This window comes from Mycobacterium sp. NGS45, from assembly GCF_059812645.1.
The window spans coordinates 136,991-162,793 of the sequence record NZ_JCALDB010000010.1 but is presented as its reverse complement, the minus strand read 5'-3'; the positions used below and the strand labels follow the sequence as shown (position 1 = coordinate 162,793).

General features: G+C 67.7%; 23 protein-coding genes and 1 tRNA gene. 12 read left to right on the top strand and 12 right to left on the bottom strand.

Features of this window, described 5'->3' with window-relative positions; genetic code table 11:
• Positions 1–29 precede the first annotated feature (29 nt).
• The 3 genes from AC5Y3P_RS11660 (at position 30) to AC5Y3P_RS11650 (ending at position 2,956) form a co-directional block, all read left to right on the top strand.
• Entirely contained in the window at positions 30–647 is a 618-nt protein-coding gene (locus AC5Y3P_RS11660; protein WP_500046050.1) for a TetR/AcrR family transcriptional regulator, read from the top strand.
• Positions 648–898: 251 nt separating this feature from the next.
• Entirely contained in the window at positions 899–1,867 is a 969-nt protein-coding gene (locus AC5Y3P_RS11655) for an LLM class flavin-dependent oxidoreductase (protein WP_500046049.1), read from the top strand.
• 15 nt (positions 1,868–1,882) lie between these two features.
• Positions 1,883–2,956: an NAD(P)H-dependent amine dehydrogenase family protein gene (locus AC5Y3P_RS11650; protein ID WP_500046048.1), complete on the top strand. Its 1,074-nt coding sequence runs from the start codon at positions 1,883–1,885 to the stop codon at positions 2,954–2,956.
• 23 nt (positions 2,957–2,979) lie between these two features.
• On the opposite strand, the gene AC5Y3P_RS11645 is transcribed toward AC5Y3P_RS11650, so the two are convergent.
• The 3 genes from AC5Y3P_RS11645 to AC5Y3P_RS11635 form a co-directional block, all read right to left on the bottom strand.
• Complete coding sequence (locus AC5Y3P_RS11645; protein ID WP_500046047.1) at positions 2,980–3,573, bottom strand: TetR/AcrR family transcriptional regulator; 594 nt, start codon at positions 3,571–3,573, stop codon at positions 2,980–2,982.
• A gap of 3 nt (positions 3,574–3,576) precedes the next feature.
• Positions 3,577–5,031 (bottom strand): carotenoid oxygenase family protein, encoded by a 1,455-nt coding sequence (locus AC5Y3P_RS11640; protein ID WP_500046046.1) that lies wholly within the window; start codon positions 5,029–5,031, stop codon positions 3,577–3,579.
• A 207-nt stretch (positions 5,032–5,238) separates the two neighbouring features.
• Positions 5,239–6,027, bottom strand: a complete 789-nt coding sequence (locus AC5Y3P_RS11635) for a DNA polymerase beta superfamily protein (protein ID WP_500046045.1) — start codon at positions 6,025–6,027, stop codon at positions 5,239–5,241.
• Between the two features lie 75 nt (positions 6,028–6,102).
• Here AC5Y3P_RS11635 and AC5Y3P_RS11630 point away from each other — a divergent pair, with 75 nt between their 5' ends.
• Together AC5Y3P_RS11630 and AC5Y3P_RS11625 are read left to right on the top strand one after the other, a co-directional pair.
• The gene (locus AC5Y3P_RS11630; RefSeq protein ID WP_500046044.1) at positions 6,103–7,611 is read left to right on the top strand and encodes a serine/threonine-protein kinase; all 1,509 of its coding nucleotides are present in this window, start codon (positions 6,103–6,105) and stop codon (positions 7,609–7,611) included.
• A 159-nt stretch (positions 7,612–7,770) separates the two neighbouring features.
• The gene (locus AC5Y3P_RS11625; protein ID WP_500046043.1) at positions 7,771–8,544 is read left to right on the top strand and encodes an SDR family oxidoreductase; all 774 of its coding nucleotides are present in this window, start codon (positions 7,771–7,773) and stop codon (positions 8,542–8,544) included.
• Between the two features lies 1 nt (position 8,545).
• Here the strand turns inward: AC5Y3P_RS11625 and AC5Y3P_RS11620 are convergent, their stop codons facing one another.
• Both AC5Y3P_RS11620 and AC5Y3P_RS11615 read right to left on the bottom strand, forming a co-directional pair.
• Positions 8,546–9,481, bottom strand: a complete 936-nt coding sequence (locus AC5Y3P_RS11620; protein ID WP_500046042.1) for an SAM-dependent methyltransferase — start codon at positions 9,479–9,481, stop codon at positions 8,546–8,548.
• Between the two features lie 165 nt (positions 9,482–9,646).
• Complete coding sequence (locus tag AC5Y3P_RS11615) at positions 9,647–10,429, bottom strand: MBL fold metallo-hydrolase (protein ID WP_500046041.1); 783 nt, start codon at positions 10,427–10,429, stop codon at positions 9,647–9,649.
• A 742-nt stretch (positions 10,430–11,171) separates the two neighbouring features.
• Between AC5Y3P_RS11615 and AC5Y3P_RS11610 the strand changes: the two genes are divergently transcribed.
• From AC5Y3P_RS11610 to AC5Y3P_RS11590, 5 genes are all read left to right on the top strand, one after another.
• The gene (locus tag AC5Y3P_RS11610) at positions 11,172–11,363 is read left to right on the top strand and encodes an excalibur calcium-binding domain-containing protein (protein ID WP_500046040.1); all 192 of its coding nucleotides are present in this window, start codon (positions 11,172–11,174) and stop codon (positions 11,361–11,363) included.
• Between the two features lie 8 nt (positions 11,364–11,371).
• Entirely contained in the window at positions 11,372–11,902 is a 531-nt protein-coding gene (locus AC5Y3P_RS11605) for a thermonuclease family protein (protein WP_500046039.1), read from the top strand.
• Positions 11,903–12,393: 491 nt separating this feature from the next.
• Entirely contained in the window at positions 12,394–13,221 is an 828-nt protein-coding gene (locus AC5Y3P_RS11600) for an enoyl-CoA hydratase/isomerase family protein (RefSeq protein ID WP_500046038.1), read from the top strand.
• Positions 13,222–13,277: 56 nt separating this feature from the next.
• Positions 13,278–13,616 carry an ArsR/SmtB family transcription factor gene (locus AC5Y3P_RS11595; protein WP_500046037.1) on the top strand — a complete coding sequence of 113 codons (339 nt, stop codon included), beginning with the start codon at positions 13,278–13,280 and terminating at the stop codon, positions 13,614–13,616.
• On the top strand, positions 13,616–14,287 hold the full coding sequence (locus AC5Y3P_RS11590) for a cation efflux transmembrane domain-containing protein (RefSeq protein WP_500046036.1): 672 nt from the start codon (positions 13,616–13,618) through the stop codon (positions 14,285–14,287). Before AC5Y3P_RS11595 ends, AC5Y3P_RS11590 begins: the two co-directional genes overlap by 1 nt.
• Positions 14,288–14,401: 114 nt before the next feature.
• On the opposite strand, the gene AC5Y3P_RS11585 is transcribed toward AC5Y3P_RS11590, so the two are convergent.
• The 3 genes from AC5Y3P_RS11585 to AC5Y3P_RS11575 form a co-directional block, all read right to left on the bottom strand.
• Positions 14,402–15,316 (bottom strand): MBL fold metallo-hydrolase, encoded by a 915-nt coding sequence (locus tag AC5Y3P_RS11585; protein WP_500046035.1) that lies wholly within the window; start codon positions 15,314–15,316, stop codon positions 14,402–14,404.
• Positions 15,317–15,409: 93 nt separating this feature from the next.
• A complete protein-coding gene (locus tag AC5Y3P_RS11580; RefSeq protein WP_500046034.1) occupies positions 15,410–16,006 on the bottom strand; it encodes a sigma-70 family RNA polymerase sigma factor in 597 nt (198 codons plus the stop codon).
• Positions 16,007–16,151: 145 nt separating this feature from the next.
• Positions 16,152–16,871, bottom strand: a complete 720-nt coding sequence (locus AC5Y3P_RS11575; RefSeq protein ID WP_500046033.1) for an SDR family NAD(P)-dependent oxidoreductase — start codon at positions 16,869–16,871, stop codon at positions 16,152–16,154.
• A 161-nt stretch (positions 16,872–17,032) separates the two neighbouring features.
• Between AC5Y3P_RS11575 and AC5Y3P_RS11570 the strand changes: the two genes are divergently transcribed.
• Both AC5Y3P_RS11570 and AC5Y3P_RS11565 read left to right on the top strand, forming a co-directional pair.
• Positions 17,033–19,798, top strand: coding sequence for a helix-turn-helix transcriptional regulator (locus AC5Y3P_RS11570; RefSeq protein WP_500046032.1), 2,766 nt, complete (start codon positions 17,033–17,035; stop codon positions 19,796–19,798).
• A gap of 117 nt (positions 19,799–19,915) precedes the next feature.
• Positions 19,916–20,881, top strand: coding sequence for an alpha/beta hydrolase (locus AC5Y3P_RS11565; RefSeq protein ID WP_500046031.1), 966 nt, complete (start codon positions 19,916–19,918; stop codon positions 20,879–20,881).
• A 402-nt stretch (positions 20,882–21,283) separates the two neighbouring features.
• On the opposite strand, the gene AC5Y3P_RS11560 is transcribed toward AC5Y3P_RS11565, so the two are convergent.
• From AC5Y3P_RS11560 to pgm, 4 genes are all read right to left on the bottom strand, one after another.
• Positions 21,284–22,555 carry an ATP-binding protein gene (locus AC5Y3P_RS11560; protein WP_500046030.1) on the bottom strand — a complete coding sequence of 424 codons (1,272 nt, stop codon included), beginning with the start codon at positions 22,553–22,555 and terminating at the stop codon, positions 21,284–21,286.
• A gap of 223 nt (positions 22,556–22,778) precedes the next feature.
• Positions 22,779–22,851, bottom strand: a tRNA-Ala gene (locus AC5Y3P_RS11555).
• 52 nt (positions 22,852–22,903) lie between these two features.
• Positions 22,904–24,145, bottom strand: a complete 1,242-nt coding sequence (locus AC5Y3P_RS11550; RefSeq protein WP_500046029.1) for an MFS transporter — start codon at positions 24,143–24,145, stop codon at positions 22,904–22,906.
• Positions 24,142–25,773, bottom strand: a complete 1,632-nt coding sequence (pgm, locus tag AC5Y3P_RS11545; RefSeq protein WP_500046028.1) for a phosphoglucomutase (alpha-D-glucose-1,6-bisphosphate-dependent) — start codon at positions 25,771–25,773, stop codon at positions 24,142–24,144. Before pgm ends, AC5Y3P_RS11550 begins: the two co-directional genes overlap by 4 nt.
• Between the last annotated feature and the right edge of the window lie 30 nt (positions 25,774–25,803).

The window sequence follows — 25,803 nt, the reverse complement described above, 5'->3', positions numbered from 1 at the left end:
AAAAGTCGCGCGCTCGCTACCATCGCAGCATGACCTCGCCGGGCAACCCAGTCCGCCGCAGTAACAAGCGCGGCTTGGCGACCCGGGAGAACATGCTCGAATCCGCCATCCGGGCCTTGGCTTCCGGGGAGCCCGGGGCGGTTTCGGCCAGCCGGATCGCCAAGGACGCCGGCGCCACCTGGGGTGCGGTCAAGTACCAGTTCGGCGATGTCGACGGCTTCTGGGCTGCCGTGCTGCATCGCACCGCCGAGGTGCGTGGCGAGTTGCCGTTGCTCACCGACACGTCGGCGCCACTCCCGCAGCGAGTGGGCGCCATCATCGACCTGCTCTACGACGGCCTGACCTCGACGCATTCCCGCGCCATCGAGAACCTGCGCGCCGCACTACCCAGCGACCCGGCCGAACTGCAGCGCAGCTTTCCCCGCACCGCCGCGGAGCTGTCGTCCTGGGGTACCGCGTGGATCAGCGCTTGCCAGAAGGCTTTTGCCGATCTCGATGTCGACCCGGACCGGGTGCGTGAGGTGGCCAGCTTCATTCCGGGCGCGATGCGCGGCATCGTCTCCGAGCGCCAACTCGGCTCGTTCTATGACCTCGATGAGGCCCGACGCGGGTTGACCAACGCGATCGTGGCCTATTTGGAGCAGTAACCGTGCATTTATGGCACCGCTCAGCGCCGGCATGTGCACATTACAAATGCCGCCGCCCAGCGGTGTCACAAATGCACACTTCGGGGGCTGTCGGCGCGAGCCACATCCCGGGGAGGCAACCTAAGGTTTGATCCTGCACGCGGCGGGTCTCCACGGGCGAAAGCCGCTGCCAGCCGCGCTGGCCACTATGGAGGAACAAACATTAGGGTAGAGTCGTCCGACGTGACCTCCGCAGCCGCGAAGCGACGTTGATGTTCACGCTCCGCTTCGACATGCGCGCACCGCACGGTTCAGCACCCACGGTCAACCTGTACGCCGCCGCGATCGAGATGTGCGCCTGGGCCGAGAGCCGCGGCGCCGTGCTGACCATCCTGTCCGAGCACCACGGCACCGAGGACGGCCACCTGCCGGCGCCGTTGATCCTGGCCTCGGCGATCGCCGCGCGCACCCGCCAGCTGGCGATCATGCTGGCCGCGGTGCCGATCACGTTCTGGGATCCGGTCCGACTGGCCGAACAGATCAGCGTGCTCGACATCATCAGTAAGGGTCGGGTGTCCTATGCCTTCGGCATCGGGCACCGCGACGAGGAGTACGAGCACTTCGGCATCGAGCCCCGAGACCGCGGCCGTCGCGCCGACCAACACCTCGCGTTGCTGCGAAAGCTGCTGCAAGGCCGGCCCATCGAACACGACGGCCGACCCATCCACGTCACCCCGGCACCGACCGCGCCGGGCGGTCCGTACCTGTTGATCGCCGGCGGCAGCAAGGCCGCAGCGCGCCGGGCCGCACGCAATGGCCTGGGGTTCATCTCCCAGGTGGCCTCCCCCGAGCTTCGGGAACTCTACGAAACCGATTGCCGGGCACACGGTTTCGAGCCGGGAATGATGCAGTTCCCCACCGCGGGCACGCCGACCGCGGTGTTCGTCGCCGACGACGTCGACGACGCCTGGCAGGAACTCGGCCGCTACCTGCTGCACGACGCCATGACTGCGGCCGCTTACCGGCACGGCGACGACTCGGTGGCCAGCATCACCCGGGTCAGCAGCGTCGACGAGCTGCGCCGAACCGCGGGGCCCTACCGGATCTTCACCAGCGCCGAGGCCACCGACTACGTCCGCAGCGGCAAACCACTGCCGCTGCTACCGCTGTGCGGCGGACTGCCACCGGATCTGGCCTGGCCCTATCTCGAGCGTGCCGCAACCGCGGCCGAACGCGTCTGACCCGCAGGAGGATTGATGACAGCCCCTTTGCGCACCGTGGTGTGGTCCACCGGCGGGGTCGGCTCGGTCGCCATCGACGCGATCCGGACCCGGCCGGATCTCGAGCTGGTGGGCGTGTGGGTGCATTCACCTGAGAAGGTCGGCAAGGACGCCGGCGAGTTGGCCGGCGGCCAAGCCATCGGCGTCGCGGCCACCAACGACGCGGACGCGTTGATCGCACTCAAGCCCGATTGCGTGGTGTACGCCGCCAGCGGCCCGGAACGCGACGCCGCGGCCGTCCCGGACTACATCAAGCTGCTGGCAGCGGGAATCAACGTCGTCACCACCTCGTCGACCACGTTGATCTATCCGCCGGCCTACTACTCGCCGCAGTGGCGCGAGGAACTCAGCGCAGCAGCCGAACAGGGCAACGCTTCGCTGTACACCTCGGGCATCTTCCCCGGCTTCGCCTCGGACCAACTGGCGCTGCTGCTGTCCACCCAATCGAAGACGATCAAGACCCTGACCGTCAGCGAGATCTCGCTCAACGACCACTACCCGGTGGCCGACGTGATGATGGACGGCATGGGTTTCGGCCGTCCGCTCGACTTCGAGCCCTGGCTGCAACAACCCGGGTTCATCGAAATGGCCTGGCGGGCACCGATTCACCTGACGGCCGCCGCGTTGAAAGTCGAGATCGAGGAGGTTCGCGGCAGCCTGGATCGTCGGCTGACCGACCGTGACATCGAGGTCGCGTTCGGCACCATCGAGGCCGGCACCTGCGGCGCAGTCAGGACCCGTGCCGTCGGTGTGGTCAATGGCCGCGACGCCATCGTCGTAGAGCACATCATCCGGATGGCGCGCGACGTCGCACCGGACTGGCCGACCTCTGACTACGACGCCACCTACCGGGTCGACATCGAGGGCGACCCGGACATCCACTGCGCGATGAATGTCGGCGCGGCCGAGGGGCACGGCGCCGGGCACGCCGCGATGGCCGCGACCGCCATGCGGGTGGTCAACGCGATCCCCTACGTGGTGGCTGCGCCGGCCGGCCTGCTGAGCTCGCTGGACCTGCCGACCACCCTGCCGCGGCACGCCTTCGCCTGACCCGCCCCGCCCGCAGCGGCGACTCAGGCGTTGCGCAGCGCCGGCAGCACGATCGTGTCGACGATCTCCTCGACGTCGACGGTCTCGCTGACCCCGAACACCCGCCGACCCAATGCCAGCGATGGCAGCACATCGGCGATGTAGGTCAATGTCAAAGCTGCAGGCCGTAATTCGCCACGTTCGACGGCTGCGGTGATTGCCCGGCGGGTGGCGGTGAGCACCGGCGAGCCCAGGTTCTGCTGCACCGAGGCGGCGAACTCCGGGTCCACGGTGGCGGTATGCCCGATCGCCAGCATCAGCCCGGCTGAGCGCGCCTTGGAGTGGTCCACGGCGCGGCCGATCGCCACCAGGTCGGCCCGCAGGTCCCCGGTGTCGACGTCGTCGACCGGGTTCACCGCGTGCCGCACGGCCTGCAGCACCAAGGACTTCTTGCCGCCCCAGCGGCCGTACAAGGTGGCCTTGCTGGCCCGCACCCGGCGGGCCAGCGCGTCCAGACTCAGGCCCTCGTAACCACTCTCAGCGAGCATGTCGAGCACCGCGTCGAGGATCTCGAGTTCCCGGCGCGCCTCGGTGGCGTGCCGGGACTGCAGTGTCGAACTGACCGCCTCCACGAGCACCGCCTATCCGTTGCCGAATGCCTGCCGGTAGAGCGGACCGTCGGCGCTGTAGTAGCTGCAGTGGAAGCCGCTGGGCACCCGGAACGGGATGATCGCGCGGGCCAGCGGTCCATCCGCGATGTTATTCGCGTCGAACACTACCAATTCACTCTCCGGGTTACCGGCCTGATGAACCAGCGTGATCGCGTAGCCGTCGCCCTCGTCGGTGCTGCCCACCCGGGGCGCGAAGATCAGCTCACCGACCGCGGTGCCGGCCCCGAAGTGATACAGGTCCTCGGCTCCGGTCAGGGTGTCGATCCGCAGCGCGGAGTCCATGCCCTCGACCCGACCGTCGGCCGAGTGCAGGTTGCTGTTGGCGAACGCGTGCCGGCTGGCCCGGGCCATCAGCCGGTCATCGGGACGCGGGAACTGAATGTCGCGGTCGTTGATGATCTCCTCGTTGAGCGTGCTCGCCGGGGCCTGCGGGTCAATCGTCCAGCGCCGCAAGCTTTGTTGGGTTTCGGCGTGGCTGGCCCGGTTGCCGTGGATGTCGGGGAACAGCGCGGTGCCCTCGGCCGCGGCGACGTCGGCGATGATCTTGCCGTCCTGCTCCCAGACGTTGGCCTCGTGCAGCATGTGGCGCGGTTCCACCTCGATCCAGCGCACGTCGGCCGCGGTGCCGCGGCGCGGCATCAGGCCCAGCTTGGACGGCCGGTCCGGCACCCAGGCCGTCATCGGCCCGCCCTGCATGGCGCGTTGCAGGCTCAGTTCCAACGGCATCACCGGGAAGATCACCCAGTTCTCGGTGACGAAGAAGGTGTGCAGCATGGTCATGTGCGGCACCGGGATGAACTCGGTGTGCACGGGTTGGCCGTTGAAGTCGATGACGTCGTAGCGGATCACCGCCTCGCCGCCCAGGCCGTGCACCGCGTTGCCGATGTTGATCAGTTCGCCGGTGGCGTAGTCGACCTTGGGGTGCGCCGAGAAGGTGGTGGTGATCAGCCCGCCGTAGGTCTCTTCGCCGTAGGTGTCCAGGGTGCGCGGATCCAGCGCGACGGCCGGTGCGCCCTCCATCAGGGCCAACAGCTTGCCGCCGTGGATGATCACGTTGGTGTTGGCGGTGTTGTAGCGGGTGCCGTGGGCCAGCGGGTCGGTGGTCATCGGGTTGCCCAGCACCCCGAACAGTCGGCGGCCGTGGCCCTGCTCGAGCAGGAACTTGTCGGTGCGCACCCAGCGGTTGCGCATCGAGACGCGGCCGTCCTCGATGAAGAAGCCGTAGACCATGCCGTCGCCGTCGAACCAGTGGTAGTCCTCGTCGGTCGGCGCGTACAGCGGCTCGGAACCGTTGCGGTAGAACACCCCGGCCAGGTCGTCCGGCAGCTCACCGCGGATCTCCAGGTCAGGTGCGGTGACCTCCATCCGGTTGGGCTTGTGATGCCCGGTCAGAAATGGGCTCTCCCGAACCAAGGTGGTGTCCACTGCGCCTCCGACTTAGAACCAGTGCGTACGTTTGACAGTACGATAGCGTACTGCGGAGGTGCGTGCGGGTAAAACGGGCAGGTTTCGGGTGCGATGACGACGCCCCGCGTGTGCGATGACGTCAACGGTCCGTGCGACGACGACGTCAGCGGTCCGGGTGCAACGACGTCAGCAGGTCCGTGCGACGATGACGTCAGCAGGTCCGGGTCAGCGCCGCCCGTCCCACCACTGGGTGTAGATGCTCACCAGCCAGTCGTTGACCTGGTCGTAGTCGGGCCGCTCGGGCAGGTCCGCGATCTCGGTGGCCGCGACCAGATCGGCGCGCACATCGTCGAGCCGCTCGAGCATGGTGGCGCGGTCGACCTCACCGACTCGCAGCCCGCGCAGCCAGCTGCGCGACGGTTCGGGCATCGGCAACGTGATCCGCCCGGTCGTCATCAACTCGGCACCTTGCAGACCCAGCCGGATCGCGTGATAGGCGAACTTCGAGTCGAATCCGTACTTGTCCACCAGTTCTGGACGATTGGTGCTTCCCGAACGCAACCCGAGCAGTTGTTCGCGCTGCGCGTCCAGGTACCCGATGAACCTGCGGCCGGCATCGCGGGACAGGAACAGCTCAGCGCTCGCCTGCAATTCTGCTCCCGGCCAGGAGATTTCGACGATCTCCGAGGCGGGGGCGAACAACAGCAACAGCACGGTCGGGTTGCCGTGCGCGGCCAGCGCGGCCCACTTGCGCAGGCCGTAGATCACCAGGTCCAGATCGCCGGCGCCCGAGCGCGCTCCTTCGGGTTGGGTGCGAAACACGTACTGCTCGAAGCGGGCCAGGCCGATCACGCACTCCGGCGGCTCGATGCACACACCCATCTCGTCGCGGTCGTCGGTGCCCTCGACCGTCACGCCGTGCAGCCCCGAACCCACCTGGGTGCGCAGCACCGTGTTGCGCTCGGCGATCTCGCGGTGCCAATCGGTGTTGTGCGGGTTGCGGAAGACGTTCACTTTCCCAGCGTAGGGGCGGCGGGCAACCGAATTAGGCGCGAAGTGCGCCGCACACAGCCGGATAGGATCCGCTCCATGCAACTCCACGGGGGCCAGCAGTTCGCGGGCTACACCATTGTCCGGTTGCTCGGCACCGGCGGGATGGGCGAGGTGTACCTGGCCCAGCATCCGCGGCTCCCCCGCCAGGACGCCCTCAAGACGCTGTCCGACACGGTGTCGTCCGACGCCCAGTTTCGTGAACGGTTCCTGCGGGAAGCCGATCTGGCCGCCCGGCTGCGGCACCCACACATCGTCGGCGTACTGGACCGCGGTGAGCAAGACGGGCATCTGTGGATCGCGATGGACTACGTCAACGGCGAGGACGCCGCGCATCTGCTCAAGCAACAGCCCCACGGCCTACCCGTCGATCGGGCCCTGCAGATCGTCACCGCCGTCGCGTCGGCGCTCGACTACGCACACCGGCAAGGCCTGCTGCACCGCGACATCAAACCCGGCAACATCATGATCACCCATGCGGGCGCCGAACTGGATCGACGAGTCCTGTTGACTGACTTCGGAATTGCTCGTCAGGTCGACGACGATGCCGGCCTGACCGCGACGAATTTCATGGTCGGCACGGTCGACTACGCCGCTCCCGAACAGCTCACCGGGCAGACCCTGAGCAGCCGCACCGACCAGTACTCGCTGGCTGCCACCACCTATCACCTACTGACCGGCCGGGCCCCGTTCCGCGACCCCAATCCTGCGGTGGTGATCGGCCGGCATCTGAGTGCCCCGCCGCCCCGACTGGCCGACACCCATCCACACCTGGGCGCGCTCGACGCACCACTGGCCAAGGCGTTGAGCAAGGATCCCGGTGACCGATTCGACAGCTGTAGCGGCTTCGCGCAGGCGCTGCGCGCTGCCGTCGACACCGCACCCACCTCGTTTGCCGGCCCCACCGGACCCGGCAGCTACCCAGCCCACCCGGTCCGCGCGCCACTGATCGCCGCCGGTCGCGTCGAGCAGCCCTACCCGAGCCTGCCTCCCCCACCGCATACTGCACCACGCCCCAGACGCGGTCTGCAGATTGCGGTCGCGGCGCTGGCCGTGCCGCTGGTCGCCGCACTCGCCGGAGCTGGCTTCGCGGCGCTGCAGTGGCGTTCGGCCGCCGACCGCGCTGCCACCGCCAGCGTGGCCCAAGACGCCGCCCGCGCCGCCCAAGACGCCGCCAGCGCGGGCGAGGAAGCCCAAGCCGCCGCCGTCGACTTCGCAGCCATCCTGACCAGCATCAACTCCGACAACATCGACGCAGACCTGGAGAAGGTGCTCGACGGGTCCACCGGTGAATTCAAGGAGATGTACACCAGTTCCTCCGCTCAATTGCGGCAGCTGCTGATCGACAACAAGGCCCACGCCGAAGGCAAGGTGCTGGACTCGGCGGTGCAGTCGGCCACTCCGGAGCAGGTGGTGGTTCTGCTGTTCGTCGACCAGACAATCAGCAACTCTGCGCAACCCGAACCGCGGACCGACCGCAGCCGGATCAAGATGACCCTGCAGAAGGTCGATGGGCGTTGGCTGGCCAGCAAGGTCGAGTTGCCCTGATAGCGCGCCGCACCCAGCACGCCCGACACGCCGCATCGGGGTCGCCGACACGCCGGTGTGATGTCGAACATAGGATGCCCTAACAGCCAAGTTCGAGAAAGCGAGTCCCGCAATGAGGCGTAACTCCCCCGCACGGTCCGCGCGCAGCGAGGCACTCCGATGAGCGCCCAGAGCGCGGCCGGATTGCGAGTCCTCGTCGTCGGGGCATCCTCGGGGATCGGGCACGCGGTGGCGGTCAAGGCCGCCGAGCGCGGCGCCTCGGTGGCGGTCGCGGCGCGGCGCATCGAGTTGCTCAACGAGTTGGCCGAGCAGATCGGCGGTACGGCCTTCGAGCTCGACGTCGAGAACTCCGGCAGCATCCCCGCCGTGGTGGATCAGGCGGTCGAGGCCCTGGGCGGATTGGACGCGGTGGTGTTCACCAGCACCGTGGTGCCGATCGCCTACATCGAGGACACCGACGTCGCGACCTGGGTGCATGCCTTCTCGGTCAACGCGATCGGCGCCAACAACGTGCTGCGCGCGGTGCTGCCGCACCTGTCCGAGCAGGGCGTGGTGCTGGTCGCCTCGGCGCACGACGTGGGCAACCCACGCGCCGGTGTGGCCGCCTACAACGCCAGCAAGGCCGCCCTCGACGAGATCCTGCATTCCTGGCGCAGTGAGCATCCCGAGATCTCGGTGATGCGGGTGGGCATCGGGCCGACCGACAACACCGAGATCCTGCGCGGTGCCGACCGTGACCTGCTGGCGCAGCTGTTCCGCTCCTGGATCGAGCACGGCCAGCTGCCGGCGCAGATGTCGGCGCTCGACGACGTGGCCAACACCCTGGTTTCGCTGGTCGAGATGGCGCACGCCAATCCCAGCGTGGTGGCCGAGGTGGTGCAGCTCTACCCGCGCATCCGCAACCGGGAAGCCAAACCCAGCGAGCAGGCCTGACTCATCCGTCGATACGCCGGGCGACGATGAAGTCGCTGCTCACCGTGGCCGGGTCGACGCTGGGCGCCGGGGGTCGGCCGTGGTTGGTCATCGCCGCGACGGCGTCCAACGGTTCGGCGCCCCAGCCGCGCTGTGTGAGCCAGTCGACGACGTCGATGCGCTCACCGCTGAAGAACAGCTCCTCGCTGTAGATCCGTTCGGCGTCGTCATCGCCGCGGGTCGCCCGGTCCATCTGGCTGAACATCGCCTGGGTGGCCTCCTGTTGGTAGAACTCGGGCCGGTAGGTGTCGACGACGAGCTGGCTGCCCGGGGCACTCAGCGCGCAGATTCGTTCGAACAGCGCGGCTTGGGCTTCCGGCGGCAGGTACGGCAGTAGCCCCTCGATCAGCCAGTCGCTGGGCTGGGCCGGTTGGAAACCGTTGTGTTGCAGAGCGCTTGGCCAGTCCTGGCGCAGATCGATCGGCACCGCCGTGTACCCGGTGGCTGGAGCGACGCCGTGGCTGGTCAGCACTCGGGCCTTGAAGTCCAGTACGCCGGGCTGGTCGATCTCGAACACGCGGCCGTGCGACAGCTCCGGCAAGCGCCAGGCCCGAGTGTCCAGGCCGGCCGCCAGGCAGACGAACTGCCGGATCCCGGCGCGAGCCGCGACGACGACGGCGTCGTCGAAGAACTTGGTGCGTGCTGCGGCGAAGTTGGTCATGGCGGCGACGAAGTCGGCCAGTTCCGGATCGACGTCGCGGAAATCCTCGGGGCGCACCCCGCCGAAACGGGTCGCGGGACCGGCCTCGGAGGCGGCGTCGAGAAACCACTGTGCGTACGGATCGGTGAACAGCGGTGTGGGCGCGGCGTTTTCGAAGGCCCGTACGGCGGCCGCACCCAGCGCGGTGGCGCCGACACTTTCGGCCACGCCCCAGCTGTCGTCGTCCTGCCTGGTCATGGTTCCCCGATCGTTGGGAATATGATGGCAGGTCGGTGGGTGCTGCGTTGAGAATTCCTGGCGCTTGGTGACGGGGCGCCGGCGAAGTAGGTGTAGTGGTGTCTCAGCTCGAAGCGACTTTTCAGCGACTTTCCAGCCCAGCGACTTCGGTGATCGCCGAGCCGGCTAGGCGGTGTCGCGTGCTGCGTCGAGCAGCACCGGGTCGTGCGCGCAGACCACCAGCAGGCCGGTGTCGCCACGCCGATGCGTCTCGGCCAGCCGTTCCTGGTTGGCGCGCAACTGCTTTCGATCGAACGGCATCGCCGTTTCGGAGATCTGCCAGGCCAGCGGCTGGCGGCCGCCGATAAGCCTGGAGCGATGGTAGAAGGCGTCGCCGGCGTGCAGCACCCAACGGTGCCCGGCATCCACCGCGACCGCAGCGTGCCCACGGGTGTGCCCGGGCATCGGGATGAGCACAATGCCCGCGTCGATCTCGTCCAGCGGGCGGGCGGCCCGAAAACCGCGCCAGGCTTCACCACCGGGACCGTATTCGACCAGGTGCGGGCCATGTGCCCACTGCGGGCTGCGGTAGCGCAGCCGTTCTCGCAGTGACGGGGCGTGCACAGCACCGCGGGCCTCATCGGCGGTGACGTGGATCTTGGCGTGCGGGAAGTCGGCCAGGCCGCCGATGTGGTCATAGTCGAAGTGGGTCAGCACGATGTGCCGGACGTCTTCGGACTTGAACCCTAGGCCGCGCAGCTGGGCCAGGGCGGTCTCGCCGTGGCGGAGCACGGGCCGCAGGAGGTGGCGGCTGGGGCCGAGGCGTGGCCCCGGAGCCTGGCAGTCGTGAGCGCCGAATCCGGTGTCCACCAACACGAGTCCGGCGTCGGTTTCCACCAGCAGCACATGGCACACCATTGGGGCGCCAGGGACGTTCATCGTGCCGCAGTTCAGATGCCGCACTTTCACGCCCGGGCGCCCCTTTGGTTGGTGGTGGTGAAACCGCCTGCTCGGCTGTCCCCTCCCGGCAGTCGAGAAGACGGTTTCACCAACTGAGGTTGTCTCCCCCGAGACTCGGCGCCGTCCTCCTCATTCTTGATCATCTCCGCCCTGAGTGAGCTGGTCCGTCGCAGTGACCCCGCGCTGCTGCGACCGCGTGGTCTCCGAAACCATCGAGGATGCGGCCGAAAGCCAACTTCGCCGTCGCCACCGCTGCCGCAGTGACCGCCATCGCCTCAGCCGTGCCCAAACCAGGCGGCGTCGGCGGTGGGGGCGAAGTGATCATTGTTGCGCTCCCGTCAGTTTGTGATCCCGAATTCACGCAAGCGAGCACGACTGTAGCAAAGACATCTCAGGAAAATCTCAGGTCGAGATCAGTACGGATTCCGCATCGGGGGCATTCCAGGAGATCAGTGCAGTTCACGGACCTGGCAGAACCTGAAAATTTCCCCAGTATCCGCTGTTATGTTTCGTCGACTACGGAAACCGCAGCGGTCTCCCCCGCTCTCACCTGAGCAAACACCGCATGCCACATCGACCTGCAGATTGCCGTTCTGCATCCGCAAAGATTGCTCGAAACCAGCGCGGGCCATCCGAGACCACTCCGTAATCCGAAGCCGTCACCCAGCCGCGCCCGAGGTAACCGCTTGCCTTGACTACCCCACTTGCCTACCCTGCCGTCAATTCGTTCGGTACTTCTGGGGACATTGCCATGATTCGTTCGGCATCCATTGCCACCGCCATCGCCGCAGTTGGGCTGCTGTTCGCGCCGGTCGCTGCGGCCGCGCCGTACCAGAACTGCACGGCCGCGCGAGCGGCCGGCGACACCAACATCCCGTCGTCGAGCGACAAGTACGGCACGCACTTGGACCGCGACGGCGACGGAATCGGTTGCGAAAGCTGACTTAGGCCTTGAGATCCGTCGCAATCGCCGTACTGAGCCTGCTGACTGCGACCGTCGGACTGCTGGGCGCTCCGGCTTCGACGGCCGCACCCGTCGACGTCACCGCCACCGTGCTCAAGGTGGTCGACGGTGACACAATCGACGTCCGGGACGACGTCCGCGGCCGGCTGCGGATCCGGGTGCTCGGCATCGACACCCCGGAGACCCGCAAGCCTGGCTACACGGTGGGGTGCTGGGGACCCGAGGCCACCGAGTTCGCCCGCAGCCAACTCGTCGGGAAGCGGGTCGCGATCGAGTATGACCCGACCCAGGATCTGCACAACCGGTACGGGCGCACGCTGGCATATCTGGTCAAGGCCGACGGCTGGGACTACTCGGTGGAAGCGGCCCGGGCCGGCATGGCCCGTGCCTACATCTACAACCGCCAGCCGGTGCAGCGTTACCCGCAGATCGCGGCCGCCGAAGCCGAGGCACGCGACGCCGGGCGCGGCATGTGGGGTCCGCCGTGCAACGGGCAAACCGAGTCGACCAAACGCTGATCGCCCGACGGCGAGTTGCCGATGCTTTGCCGCGTTGGGCAGGATGAGGCACCTGGTCGCGCCACCGGGAGGGGACGGACATGCGCGACCAGGCGCACATCCATCACCCCGTCACGCGAAGTGTCCTGCAGCCCATATCTCCCCCATTGACCGCAATTTCCCAAACCCTGCCCGGATGGTAGTCCGTTAAACGACAAACAATTGTGAAATTGACGTAAATGCAAGCGCGAAATTTCCGAACAGAAATAGCTTCCCTTTCGGACACGACGAATTATCCCACTGGTGCACAACAGCTTTGAGGATCAGGTGCCTGATGGACAGGTCCGGAATTCAGGCCAGGAACTCAGCGCTGGCCACGACCGAGTGAGCCCGGCGAACCCTGCCGGCCATCCTGGCCGTCCTCACCGCCGGCACCGGCACACGGGCCGGTGCTGGTACTCGGGCAGGATGCAGGTAGCTGCACCCGCACCGCCGAAACTCTGGAGGAACACATGCCAGCGATCGACGTCGACGAGCGCCGCAACGGCATCGTGGTCGTGACCCTCAACCGGCCGGACCGACGCAACGCCCTGGACACCCAGACCCTGGCCGACCTGCACACCATCCTCGATGAGATCAACGGCCGCAACGATATTCGGGTAGTGGTGCTCACCGGGGCGGGCAGCTCGTTCTGCGCCGGGGCGGACATGAAGGCGACCCGCGACGACTACACCCGCCCGGGCAGCACCGCGATGGCCCAGCTCGTCGCAGATCCCGACCCGACCACCCGCACCTTCGCCGGCCAGGAACTGATGGCCTCGGCATTCGAGAAGATCCACCGGATGCGCCAACCGGTGATCGCCGCGGTCAATGGCGCCGCTGTCGGCGGTGGCTTCTCACTGGCCCTGGCCTGCGATCTGCGTTATGCCACACCGCAGGCCAGCTTCGGCGCGGTCTTCATCCGGCACGGCGTCTCGGCCTGCGACATGGGATCGAGCTACTTCCTGCCGCGCCTGGTTGGCGCGTCCCGCTCGGCCGAGTTGCTGTTGACCGGCCGGGTGTTCGACGCCGAGGAGGCGCTGTCGATGGGTCTGCTCGTCGACGTCGTGGAGCCCCAGCAGTTGCTCGACCGTGCGGTGGCGAAAGCCGAAGAGATCGCGGCGCATTCACCGCTGGCAGTGTGGATGACCAAGGAGACCATGTGGCAGACCATTGATGCGCCCAGCCTGCGGCACGCTCTCGACATCGAGAACCGGACCCAGGTGATGTGCACGGCCACCGGCGAACTGCGCCGATCGTTCAACCGGTTCGCCGAAGGTCGGACTGACCGTCGCGGGTGAACCGCGACGCACAGTTCAGGATTCCCTGAATACAGGATCTGCTGTACTATCAGTCGGTGCAGACGCTCAGCCACACCGATGCGCTGGCCCGGTTCGGGCACGCGCTCTCCGACCCGACCCGCACCCGAATCCTGTTACACCTCAACGCCGCACCCGGTTATCCCGCCGACCTGGCCGACCGGATCGGGGTGTCACGCCAGACGTTGTCCAATCACCTTGCCTGCCTTCGTGGTTGCGGTTTGGTGCTGGCGGTCCCGGAGGGGCGTCGCACCCGCTATGAACTGGCCGACGCCCGGATCGGCCACGCGCTCGACGATCTGCTGGGCCTGGTGCTGGCGGTTGACCCGGACTGCCGCTGCATCGGCCCCGACGGCGCCGTGTGCGGCTGCGGCTGATGACCTCCCCCACCGCGACCGGGGCCCGCCGGGCGCTGCTGGCCCGACGCATCCGATTCTTCGTCGCCGCGACCATCTCCTACAACGTCGTCGAGGCCGTCGTCGCGCTCGGCGAGGGCGCCCGGGTGTCCTCCACCGCGCTGGTCGGCTTTGGCCTGGACTCGGTGATCGAGGTGTCCTCGGCCGCCGCGGTGGCCTGGCAGTTCACCGGACGCGACCCGGAGGCCCGAGAGAAGATCGCGCTGCGGATCATCGCGTTCTCGTTCTTCGGACTGGCCACCTTCGTCACGGTCGACGCCCTGCGCACCCTGCTCGGCGCCGGCGCGGCCGAGCCGTCCACCATCGGTATCGTTGTGGCGGCCCTGAGCCTGGTGATCATGCCGGTACTGTCCTATCTGCAGCGCCGCGCCGGCCGCGAATACGGATCGCAGTCCGCGGTCGCCGACTCCAAACAGACGCTGCTGTGCACCTACCTGTCCGCGGTGCTGCTCGGCGGCCTGCTGCTCAACAGCCTGTTCGGCTGGGCCTGGGCCGACCCGATCGCCGGTCTGGTGATCGCGGCGATCGCGGTCAAGGAGGGCCTCAACGCTTGGCAGGGCGACACCTGCTGTGCGCCCGTGGGTTTGACGGACTCCCCGCAGGGCGATGGTTGCGGCTGCTGCGGAGAGTGAGCCCAGCGCCGCCCGAGCGCGGCACGCTGTATCCCCTACCTGCCGAACGTGCAGGTACATGCATTTCCCGACAGTAGGAGATTTGCCTATACCTGCACGCTCGGCGGTCCTTACTCAGTAGTCCCACACGGTAGGTATGCACCGGAACGCATCACCAGCGGTGGCCACCTTGCACACCGACGGGAACGGCAGATGTGTGGCCACCAACGATTCACCGGTCGCCGCGAGTTCGGTCAGCAGCCGCACCCGGACCCGGGCTGCCTCCACCGGATCGTGCTCGAACCCGTTGTGCCACTCCGGGTTCTCGAACCCCGGTGCGAAGATGGCGTCGCCGGCAAAGGTGAGCGCTTCACCACCGGAGGCCACCCGCACGATGCTGTGGCCCGGGGTGTGACCGCCGGTGCGCGAGATCAGCACCCCCGGAGCCACCTCGTACTCCGTCTCGAACGGCTGCAGGGTGCCGCGGTACTCGTCCAGGAACTGTGCGGCCACCCGGCGCAGCACACCCGGGATCGGTTGCGGCATCGTGGTTTGCGCGAAGTTCGGTGTCTCCCAGAACTCGGCCTCGGCGGCAGCCAGGTGCACCCGCAGATCCGGGCGCAGCCGCTCCTTGACCCCGTCGGTGATCAGCCCGCCGACGTGGTCCATGTGCAGATGGGTGAGCACCACATCGGTCACCGACCCGAGATCGACACCGGCGGCCGCCAACCGCTGCACGGTCTGCCCGGCGCGCGGGAAGTCCGGAAACTCCAGTCCCAGACCGGCGTCCACCAGGATGGTCTGCTCGCCGCTGCGCACTACCACGACGTTCAGCGGCCAGTCCACCACCTCTGGCGGCAGGTAATTCTCCCCCAACCAGGCGGCCAGTTCGGCCGGGTCGACGTTGGTGGCCAACGTCGAGGCGGTGATCGGCAGCACGCCGTCGCTGATCACCAACACTTCGATGTCGCCGACCTGCTGCACATAGCGGGACGGCACCAGCTCGTCGAGCCCACCCCGTTCGATCTCCGAAATGCTTTGCACGCTCATGTTTTTCTCCTCCTGTACGCCGCCACGGCGCGGTAGTGACAAACGATCCGTCTCCTCGAACACCGCCCGGTGCGCGACTTCATCCCCGAAGACTCACGCCACCAGATCGGCCGGCGCGGCGGCTTCGTCGTCGCTCAGAGCGCCACGCAACTGCTTGCGTGCCCGCGACATCCGCGACATCACCGTGCCGATCGGAATGTCCAGCAGCGCTGCGGTCTCGGCGTAGCTGTAGCCCTCGACGGCGACGTAGAACAACACTGCGGCGAAGCCGACCGGCAACGCCGACAGCGCGGCCTTGACCCGGACGTTGGGCAGCGCATCGAGCAGCGCGGCTTCGGCTGAGCGCGCCGACACCCGCCGCTGCAGCCCGTGCTCGCCCAAATCGTTGTCGTTGAGCGCGCCGGCCAACGTCTCGGCCGGGCGCCGTTGCCGCCAGCGGTGATCGTTGATCCACCGGTTGCGCATGATCCGGAACAGCCAGGCCTGCAGGTTGGTCCCGCCGCGGAACGAACCGAAGCCGGTGTAGGCCCGCAGCAACGTCTCCTGCAGCAGATCCTCGGCGTCGGCGTCGTTGTGGGTGAGTCGGCGAGCGCCCCGGGCCAACACGTCGATCAGGGGCCACACCTCGTTCACGAATCGGGCCGGATCAACCCCACCACTGGGGTTCTCGGGCACTGCGTTGCTGCTCATGATCGGACTTCCCTTCCGGTTCGGTTCTGGGTGACGCGGTCACCTTCAGATTCGCCGTCGGCGGGGCCGGCCGAACCCTGGGAAGTACGTGGTCGGGTCCGTGGTGGCGGCTGCGTGGTTCCGCGGATCTGCGTGGTCGGCCGACTCAGATCGCGATCCCGCCGCCGTCGACGTGCAACGTCGACCCGGTGATGAAACTGGAGCGCGGGGAGGCCAAGAACAGCACGGCCTGCGCGATCTCGGCGGGTTGCGCGGTCCGGCCGAGCGGCAGCGATCGCCCCAGCTCCTCGTTGGTCTCACCCCATTCGGCGTCCACGCCGTCGGTCCGGGTCGGTCCCGGCGCCACCGAATTGACCCGAATGCCCTGGCCGCCGAATTCGGCTGCCCAGGTGCGGGTCAACGACTCGACGGCAGCCTTGGTCGCGCTGTATACCGAAGCTGCCGGAACCCCGCGGAACGCCACCATCGAGGTGACGTTGACGACGCTGCCCCGGCCTCGGGACAGCATTCCAGGAACCATTGCGGCGGTGAGGAAGTAGGTGCCCCGCACGTTGATGTCGAAGGTCCGCTGAAACGACGTGGCGTCCTGGTCGACGGTCAGGGCACCGGGAAAGCTCGCTGCGTTGTTGACCAGGATGTCCACCGCGCCGGTCTGTTCGGCCAACGCCCGAAGCGACGCCAGGTCGCCGAGGTCAGCCTGCACGAACCGCAACCGGTCGTACCCGAAGGCGGCCCGGTCGCCGCGCTGAGCGTCCCGGCCGGCGATCACGACGTCGGCGCCCGCACCCGCGAGCAAGGCGGCGCTGGCCAACCCGATTCCGGCGGTGCCGCCGGTGACCAGTGCGCGATAACCGTTGAGTTCCATGATGTTCTCCTCTGCTGAGTTGGTGCTGCCCAGAACCCCCGGCGGCGAGTCGCGTCATCCTCGGTGCCGCCGAATCAATGCACCGGGCGGTCAAACGGTTTGCCACCGAAGCGGTACCGTTTTCGTCATCCGCCCTTGTCCGCCGCGCCAGGAGCCGCCGCATGAGTGCCAGTCCGCTGCCCGAGCTGGTCGGCCGGCACCCGGAATGCGCGCAGTTACTCGGAGTACTCGACGCGCTGCGGCACCGCCAGTCCGGCGTGCAGGTGCTGCGCGGCGAGGCCGGCATCGGCAAATCAGCGCTACTCGACTTCCTCGTCGCCCATGCCACCAACCTGACGGTGAGCAGAACCCGCGGCGTCGAGGCGGACATGGAACTCGCCTATGCGGGTCTGCACCACCTCTGTGCGCCCTTCCTGGGCGACGTCGACGCGTTGCCGGAACCGCAACGGGACGCCCTGCACGTGGCGTTCGGTCTGGCCGTCGGTGATGCACCGGACCGCTTCCTGGTCGGCCTCGCGGTGTTGTCCCTGCTCACCCGCGCCTCCGAAGAGCGGCCGATCCTCGTCGTCGTCGACGATGCGCAGTGGCTGGATCAGGTGTCCCGGCAAACACTGGAGTTCGTGGCGCGCCGGTTGATGGCCGAACCGATCGCGATGGTGTTCGCGGTGCGCGACCCGGAAGGCCAGGGCACTCTGACCGGGCTGCCCACCGTGACGATCGGTGGCCTGGACCCCTCGGCGGCCGGCGAACTGTTGGAAGCCGCCGTCAACGGGCGGCTCGAGCAGCGGGTGCGCAAGCGGCTGGTCGCCGAAACGCAGGGCAACCCGTTGGCCCTGCTCGAGCTCTACCGCGGGCGCAGCGCCGCCGAGTTGGGCTACGGCCTGGCACCCGAGGACGGACACCCGAGCGGTCCGGTCGCCAGCCGGGTGGAGCGCGACTTCGCGCTGCGGCTGGCGGAACTGCCGGCCAACACCAAGACGCTGCTGCTGATCGCGGCCGCCGACCCGGTCGGCGATCCCAGCCTGCTCGGCCGGGCAGCCGAGATCCTGCAGGTCACCCCGGATGCTGCACCGGCCAGGTCGGTCGGCCTGATCGGGTTCGGCGAATTCGTACAGTTCCGCCACCCGCTGGTGCGTTCTGCGGTCTACTACGGCGCCGACCCGCAGCGGCGTCGCGCGGTGCACCGAGCGCTGGCCGAGGTGACCGACGCCGTGCTCGATCCGGACCGACGGGCCTGGCACGCCGCGCAGGCCGCCGAAGGTCCCGACGAAGCCGTCGCGGCCGGGCTGGACCGCGCGGCCGGCCGAGCCCGCCAGCGCGGCGGGATGGCCGCCGAGGCGGTGCTGCTCAAACGTGCCGCCGAGCTGACACCGGATCCCGAGCAACGAGGGCTTCGAGCGCTGGCCGCCGCCGAAGCGCACTTCTCAGCGGCGGCACCCGAAGCCGCCACCGAACTGGCCGCGCTGGCCAGTGTGTGCCCGCTGCAGCCGCTGGACCAGGCCCGGCTGACCCGGTTGCGCGCCAGAATACTGTTCGCCCGCAGTCGAAGTGACGAAGCAGCGCCGCTATTGCTGGATGCTGCTGCACAATTCGCGACCGCCCAGTCCCCGCTGGCGCGGGAAACCTACCTGGAGGCCATCAGCGCGACGGTCTTCGCGGGCCGTCTGCACGGCACGTCAGGAGCGCGGGCCGCGGCGATCGCAGCCCGGGCCTCCGGGGCGCCGCCGTCGTCGTCGCCGGCCGCTGACCTGCTGCTCGACGGCGTGTCCGCGCTGCTGGCCGACGGTGTGGATACCGGACTACCGTTGCTGCGACAGGCTTTTCAGCCGTTCGCCGAAGAGCAGCTCGGTGGCCGGGAAGCGACCCTGCGGTGGCTGCTGTTGGCGCCGGTGGCGTTGGAGTCCTTCATCCATCACGGTTGGGACCTGCCGGCGTGGGATGCGCTGGCCACCCGCGCGGTCCGGTTGGCCCGCGACATCGGCGCGCTCGGCGCACTGCCACTGGCGCTGGTCTATGCCGGCGGCGTGCACCTGCATCACGGTGAATTCGACGCCGCCGCAACTGCTCTCGAGGAGGCCGAGGCGATCGCCGCCGCCACCGGAAACGCCCCGCACACCTACGGCGCGCTGGTGCTGGCGGCCTGGCGCGGCGACGAAGTCGCTGCTACCAACATGATTGCCGACGCTCATGTCGCCGCCATCGAGCGCGGCGAGGTCTCGCTGCTGGGCGTCACCTGGTTCGTGCAAGGGGTGCTGTACAACGGCCTGGCCCACTACCAACAAGCCCTGGAAGCGGCCCGTTCCGGTATCGATCACGACGGCTACAACTTCACTGGGCTGTCGCTGGTGGAGCACATCGAGGCGGCCACCCGCTGCGGTGAACTCGACCAGGCCCGCGCTTCTTTGCAGCGTTTGCTCGCGCTGACCGACCCCGCCGATTCCGGCTGGGCGCGTGGGGTCAGCGCACGCAGCCGGGCACTGCTGGCCGACGACGATCAGGCCGAGGCGTTGTACCGCGCGGCCATCGAGGAATTCGACCGCGATCTCGTGATCGTCGAGCTGGCACGCACCCATCTGCTCTTCGGTGAGTGGCTGCGTCGGACCCGGCGCCGCACCGCAGCCCGCGAGCAGTTGCGCACCGCGCATCAGATGTTCGATCGGATGGGTGCGGCGGCCTTCGCCGAGCGCGCCCGCCGCGAACTCGTCGCCACCGGTGAGCACGTACGCACCCGCGCGGCCGGCCCGTCGACCACGCTGACCCCGCAGGAGGCGCAGATCGCCGGTCTGGCGGCCAACGGCTTGACCAACCCGATGATCGGCGCCGAGCTGTTCTTGAGCCCGCACACCGTGGAATGGCATCTGCGCAAGGTGTACAGCAAGCTCGGGATCAGTTCGCGCAAGGACATCAAGGAGGCGCTGGCAGGCTAGCCACATGCATTCTTCGACCGCAACGGATCTACCTGTAGCTGCACGCCCGCACGCAGCGCCTCCTCATAATGGAAGCTGATCCAGCAACGTCACACCTGGCGGCGAGGAGTCGTGAGCATGGCCAACCGCAGCGCAGCGTTCTACCGCGACCAGCAAGCCTGGCAGGACCTCCAGGCCTTCTTGCCCGAACGGTTCCGGCTGACCGCTGACACGCTGCCGAGCGAGGAATTCTGGTCCTACCGCGGCCATCGGGTGCACCTGGACCGCTACGCCAACCCGGACGCCCCGGCCAAGATCGTGCTGCACCATGGCGTGGGGACCAATGGTCGGCAGATGAGTTTGATCGTCGGTGCACCGTTGGCCCAACGCGGCTTCGAGACCGTCGCATTGGACAACCTCGGCTACGGCCTGACCGGAGTCGCGCCGGGTGCCGCACCGTCCTACGACGACTGGGTCGACCTGGTCGTCGAGTTCCTGGCCCACGAACAGGCTCGCGATGACCGCCCGATCTTCCTCTACGGCCTCAGCGCAGGTGGCATGCTCGCCTATCACGTCGCCGCCAAGGCGCCCAAGGGAACGCTGCGCGGCATCATCGGCATGACCTTCCTGGACCAGCGCCACCAGAAGGTCCGCGACGACACCTCGCACGACAAGTTCATCTCCCGCGTCGGGGTGCCCGTGATGGGGGCGGTCGCCGCGACACCGCTCCGGCGGATGCCCTTCCCGATGACCGTGGCGTCCAAGATGTCCACCTTGGTCAATCACCCCGGCGCGCTGAAGGTGATGACCTCCGACCGCACCTCGGGCGGCAACTGGGTGTCCATCAAGTTCCTGGACAGCTACCTGAAATACACGCCGGCCGTCGAACCCGAGGACTTCGACGCCTGCCCGATCCTGCTCACCCAACCTGCCGAGGACCGCTGGTCCCCGCTCGAACTGAGTCAGCTCGTCCTCGACCGGGTCACCAAGGTGCCGGTGCGCACCGTACTACTCAGCAATGCCGGGCACTACCCCATCGAGGAACCCGGTTTGCAGCAGATGCACGATGCCATCACCGATTTCGTGACCGCGGCGGTGCGCTAGCTGCGCCGTGCACACGGGACATCCCGCGACCGTGCACTCGTTGCACACTGTGTGCACTCAGGGCACATGAAACCGCCGTCGAGCGTGCACTCATTGCACACTGTGTGCACGTAGGGCACATGAAACAGCCGCCAAACGTGCACTCATTGCACACTCTGTGCGCGTAGGGCACGCAGCACACCTGCACGCCCGCGCAGGAACCCAGATGGCAGAAACCGTGACCAGGCTGGCAACGACCAATTCGGCCTGGAGAAAGGGGGGCATTCGTAACTGTCGTCAGCGTTGTCGTCAAGACGGTCGTCAGAGCACGACCTCCACAAGGGTCGGCAAAGAACCATTAGCCGTCTTGGCATTGGCGTTGGCTCGTCTTGATCGAAAGCCGCCGTTCGCGGTTTCGACCCGCTACGAACCCAGCAGCGCGAGTGGGACCACGCCGACGCCGTCGGGGCGACGGTAGGCGTTCGGCCCCGTGTTGATGATGACCGCGTCGAGCAGGTCCACGCCTAGGTGGTCGCCGAGCCAGCGCAAGTGTGCCACATCTCGATCTTCGACGGTTGCGGCCAGTTTCACCTCGACGGCGAGCGCTCTGCCGTCGTCTCGTACCAACACCAGATCTATCTCGTGGTCGCCGTTGCGTGTCCGCAGATGACCAACGGTAGCGTCGGCGGCCTGCGCGGCAACCCGTATACAAAGTGTGACCAAGGATTCGAAGAGATGGCCGAGCATGCCACCAGCCTGAGGCCCGATCGGCCGGCCTTCACCGTTGAGAAGCGCATCCACGGACAAGCCGAGTAGACGTGCCGCCAACGCTGGATCAGCCAGATGATGCTTAGGTGATTGAGCCAAGCGCGCCAAAGGGTTTCCCGCAGGCCCCCAAGCGGGCACCGGATCCAGCAGCCACAACTGGGTTAGCACGTCTCGGTACGCGACTGTCGTTGAACGCGCCGGCTTGTCACTGACCCCTGCCGTGGCCGCGTCGAGCACTGCGGTGTAGCTGGCCGTGGTGGATGTGGCTGCGGCGTAGGCACGCAACCACCCCAACATCGCATCGGGCTTACGAACCGCGAGCCCTTGCTCCGGCACGTCGCGATCAACGGCATTGCGCAGGTACGAATCGAGCTGAAACTTCAGCGCTCGCTCACCGAGAGTCCGCATGCCCGGGAAACCTGAAGCGACGATCTCGTGCGCGTAATCGGCCAGACGAACGTCCGTCACCCCATCGAGGGGTGGCCTACTGCCAGTAAGTAATTCGCCGAGACTGACCGTCGGTGACGCGATCCCCCGCTCGGACAATGTCATTGGGCGCATGCGCAACCGCCCAATACGCCCGGCGCCCGAGTGTGCCGTCGCCCCGTGGGGGGGTGTAGCGCTCCCGGCGAGCAGGAACTGGCCTCCAGTCGGATCGTCGTCGACAGCACGCCGCACGACATCCCAAACCTCGGGAACCTTCTGCCACTCGTCGATGAGCAGTGGCCGCGGCCTCCTTAACAGCAGACCCGGGTCGGCGTGCATCGCTTCGTAGTTGGGCTTTGCGTCGAGCCTCAGCAGGCCGACAACTCGCTGCTCGGCCGTCGTGGTCTTCCCCACTGCCTTCGGGCCGTCGATGGCGATCGCGGGTATCTGCCCGAAGAGCGCATCAAGCTCGTCGTCGAGGATGCGTCTGGCGTATCGCATCGAGCAATCATACACTTAGCATGGCTCAAATCAGTCAATTAGCAGGATTTGAATCAGTCAATTAGCACGACTCGCCATGACCCTGATGCCTCAATGTGGGGATACCGAAGTTCGGCGCTGTGCATGAATGAGGCTCGCGATTGTCGTCGAACTGGACCAGCCCAATCGAACAGCAAACAGAGAAAACCCGCCCCGACCGAAGTCGAAGCGGGTTTCCAACGGGTGGAGCTAAGGGGATTCGAACCCCTGACCCCCACACTGCCAGTGTGGTGCGCTACCAACTGCGCCATAGCCCCGTGGTGCCCATCGAAATTACACCACTGCAGCCCGTTGCCCCAAAACCGCAGCTCAGGGCAGCTCGTCGGCGGAATCGGGACCCAGTGGCCGCACCGGTGTGTGCTCGGTCGAGGTCGGCGGGCGGGTCTCGGGCGCAAAAAGCCAGCCCACCGCCGCCGCCAACATGATCACCCCAGTGGTGACGAATGCCATCCCGAAACTCACATGCAGCGCGATCTGCCCCACCGCGAACGAGCCGACGATGCCACCCAGGTCCGACATCATCTGGAAGGTCGCCACCGCGGTCCCGCCGCGCGCCTTGTTCCCGACGACATCAGCCACCGCGGCCTGCTGCGGCGAGACGAACATCCCGGTCGCCGCACCCGTGACGAACGCCGCCGCCAAGAAGAACGGCAGTGACGTGGTGAACCCCACCACCACGGTCGCCAGCGCCGAGACCGTCAACCCGACGATCACCAGGACGCGCCGCCCCATCCGGTCGGACAGATAGCCGCTGGGCACCACGGCCGCGACGTTGCCGATCGCGAACGTGGCCAGCGCCAGCCCGGCAGCCCCGGTGCTGTGACCCAGCGCGTCGACCACGAACAGCGGAACCAGCGCGATCCGCAGCCCGATCGAGGACCAGCCGGTGGCGAAGTTGGAGAACAGCGAGGCCCGATACGCCGGATGCCGCAGCACCTGCCGCATCGACACCGTGGGCAGGTCGTCGACGGCCGGGGCGGCCAGCTCCGAATTGCGCAGCGACAAGAACACCACTGCCGAGGCCACCATCAGCGCCACGCCGTAGATCAGGAACGGCGCCGACAGGCCCAGTCCGGCGGTCAGGCTGCCCAGCACCGGACCGCCCACCGAACCGACCAGGAACCCGGACGCGAACAGGCCGGCCACCCGGCCGCGGGCATCCGGCGGCGAAATCCGGATCATCAGACCCAGCGAGGACACCGTGAACATCGCCGAGCCCACCCCGCCCAACGTCCGGAACAGCAGCAACTGCCCGTAGGTCTGGGCGAACGCGCACGCCCCGGTGGACACCGCGACGATCAGCAGCCCGCTGATGTAGACCCGCCGCTCCCCCAGCCGCTGCACCAGGAAACCGGCCGGCGGGGCGCCCACGAGCCGCAGCGCGGCGAACGCGGTGATCACGAACGTCGCCGCGGCGATCGACACCCCGAAGTGCCGGGCATAGGACGGCAGCACCGGCGCCACCACGCCGTAGCCCAGCGCCACCACCACATTGGCGCAGACCAGCAACCAGACCTCACGCGGCAGGCTGGGAGCGGTCGGCGAGGTCACCCGATGACTGTATTAACCACCTCGCGGGCGGCGTCTTGCACCTGTGCCAAGTGCTCGGCGCCGAGGAACGATTCGGCGTAAATCTTGTAGACGTCCTCGGTGCCCGACGGCCGCGCGGCGAACCAGGCGTTGGCGGTGGTGACCTTGAGTCCACCCAGCGGCGCGCCGTTGCCGGGCGCGGTGGTCAGCTTGGCGGTGATCGGTTCCCCGGCCAGTTCGGTGGCGCCGACCTGTTCGGCCGACAACTTGGCCAGCCGGGCCTTCTGCTCACGGTCGGCGGGCGCGTCGATGCGGGCGTACGTCGGGGCGCCGTAAGTCTCGGCGAGTTCGGCGTAGCGCTGCGAGGGCGTCTTGCCGGTGACCGCGAGCATCTCGGCGGCCAGCAGCGCCAAGATGATGCCGTCCTTGTCGGTGGTCCACACCGTGCCGTCAGTCCGCAGGAACGACGCACCGGCAGATTCTTCGCCGCCGAAACCGATTGTGCCGCCCAGTAGTCCGTCGACGAACCACTTGAACCCGACCGGTACCTCGACCAGATTGCGGCTCAATCCGGCCACCACCCGGTCGATGATCGAGCTGCTGACCACGGTCTTGCCGACGGCCACCGCGGCCGGCCAGTCGCGCCGATGAGTGAACAGGTAGTCGATCGCGACCGCCAGATAGTGGTTGGGGTTCAGCAGGCCGCCGTCGGGGGTGACGATGCCGTGCCGGTCGGAGTCGGCGTCGTTGCCGGTGGCGATCTGATAGTCGTCGATCTTGCCGATCAGCGACGCCATGGCATTCGGCGAGCTGCAGTCCATCCTGATCTGGCCGTCGGTGTCCAGCGTCATGAACCGCCAGGTGGCATCCACCAACGGGTTCACCACAGTCAAATCGATGCGGTGCCGCTCGGCGATCGCACCCCAGTACTCCACGCTGGCCCCGCCCAACGGGTCGGCCCCGATCCGCACGCCCGCCGAGGCGATCGTGGCGACGTCCACCACCGACGGCAGATCCGAGACGTAGGCGTCGAGGTAGTCGTAGCGCTGTGCGCTGCGCACCGCCCGGGCCGCCGGAACCCGCTTCACCTCGGCCAGCCCGCCGCGCAGAATGTCGTTGGCACGCTTGGCGATTGCGCTGGTGGCGTCGGAGTCGGCCGGCCCGCCGTGCGGCGGGTTGTACTTGAAGCCGCCGTCGCGCGGTGGGTTGTGTGACGGGGTGACCACGATCCCGTCGGCCAAGCCAGCCGAGCGGCCGCGGTTGGCGCCCAGGATGGCGTGGCTGACCGCCGGGGTGGGCGTGTACCGGTTGGCGGCGTCGACCAGCACCACGACGTCGTTGCCGGCCAGCACTTCCAACGCCGAAACCCACGCCGGTTCGGAAAGCCCGTGGGTGTCCCGGCCTAAGAACAGCGGCCCGGTGATGCCTTGTGCGGCACGGTATTCCACGATGGCCTGGGTGGTGGCCAGGATGTGCGCCTCGTTGAATGCGCCGTCCAGGCTGGATCCGCGGTGCCCCGAGGTGCCGAACACCACCTGCTGATCCAGGTTCTCCGGGTCCGGTTGCACGGTGTAGTAGGCGGTGACCAGATGCGCCAGGTCGACCAGGTCTTCGGGGCGGGCCGGTTTCCCGGCGCGGGGATGAGCCATGGTTGCCATTGTGCCCACCGGCACCGACGC

Coding starts and splice junctions, on each gene's coding strand:
- AC5Y3P_RS11570 (WP_500046032.1), top strand. CDS start 17,033: ATGAGTGCCAGTCCGCTGCCCGAGCTGGTCGGCCGGCACCCGGAATGC.
- AC5Y3P_RS11600 (WP_500046038.1), top strand. CDS start 12,394: ATGCCAGCGATCGACGTCGACGAGCGCCGCAACGGCATCGTGGTCGTG.
- AC5Y3P_RS11585 (WP_500046035.1), bottom strand. CDS start 15,316: ATGAGCGTGCAAAGCATTTCGGAGATCGAACGGGGTGGGCTCGACGAG.
- AC5Y3P_RS11580 (WP_500046034.1), bottom strand. CDS start 16,006: ATGAGCAGCAACGCAGTGCCCGAGAACCCCAGTGGTGGGGTTGATCCG.
- AC5Y3P_RS11590 (WP_500046036.1), top strand. CDS start 13,616: ATGACCTCCCCCACCGCGACCGGGGCCCGCCGGGCGCTGCTGGCCCGA.
- pgm (WP_500046028.1), bottom strand. CDS start 25,773: ATGGCTCATCCCCGCGCCGGGAAACCGGCCCGCCCCGAAGACCTGGTC.
- AC5Y3P_RS11630 (WP_500046044.1), top strand. CDS start 6,103: ATGCAACTCCACGGGGGCCAGCAGTTCGCGGGCTACACCATTGTCCGG.
- AC5Y3P_RS11650 (WP_500046048.1), top strand. CDS start 1,883: ATGACAGCCCCTTTGCGCACCGTGGTGTGGTCCACCGGCGGGGTCGGC.
- AC5Y3P_RS11565 (WP_500046031.1), top strand. CDS start 19,916: ATGGCCAACCGCAGCGCAGCGTTCTACCGCGACCAGCAAGCCTGGCAG.
- AC5Y3P_RS11610 (WP_500046040.1), top strand. CDS start 11,172: ATGATTCGTTCGGCATCCATTGCCACCGCCATCGCCGCAGTTGGGCTG.
- AC5Y3P_RS11620 (WP_500046042.1), bottom strand. CDS start 9,481: ATGACCAGGCAGGACGACGACAGCTGGGGCGTGGCCGAAAGTGTCGGC.
- AC5Y3P_RS11655 (WP_500046049.1), top strand. CDS start 899: ATGTTCACGCTCCGCTTCGACATGCGCGCACCGCACGGTTCAGCACCC.
- AC5Y3P_RS11625 (WP_500046043.1), top strand. CDS start 7,771: ATGAGCGCCCAGAGCGCGGCCGGATTGCGAGTCCTCGTCGTCGGGGCA.
- AC5Y3P_RS11560 (WP_500046030.1), bottom strand. CDS start 22,555: ATGCGATACGCCAGACGCATCCTCGACGACGAGCTTGATGCGCTCTTC.
- AC5Y3P_RS11660 (WP_500046050.1), top strand. CDS start 30: ATGACCTCGCCGGGCAACCCAGTCCGCCGCAGTAACAAGCGCGGCTTG.
- AC5Y3P_RS11575 (WP_500046033.1), bottom strand. CDS start 16,871: ATGGAACTCAACGGTTATCGCGCACTGGTCACCGGCGGCACCGCCGGA.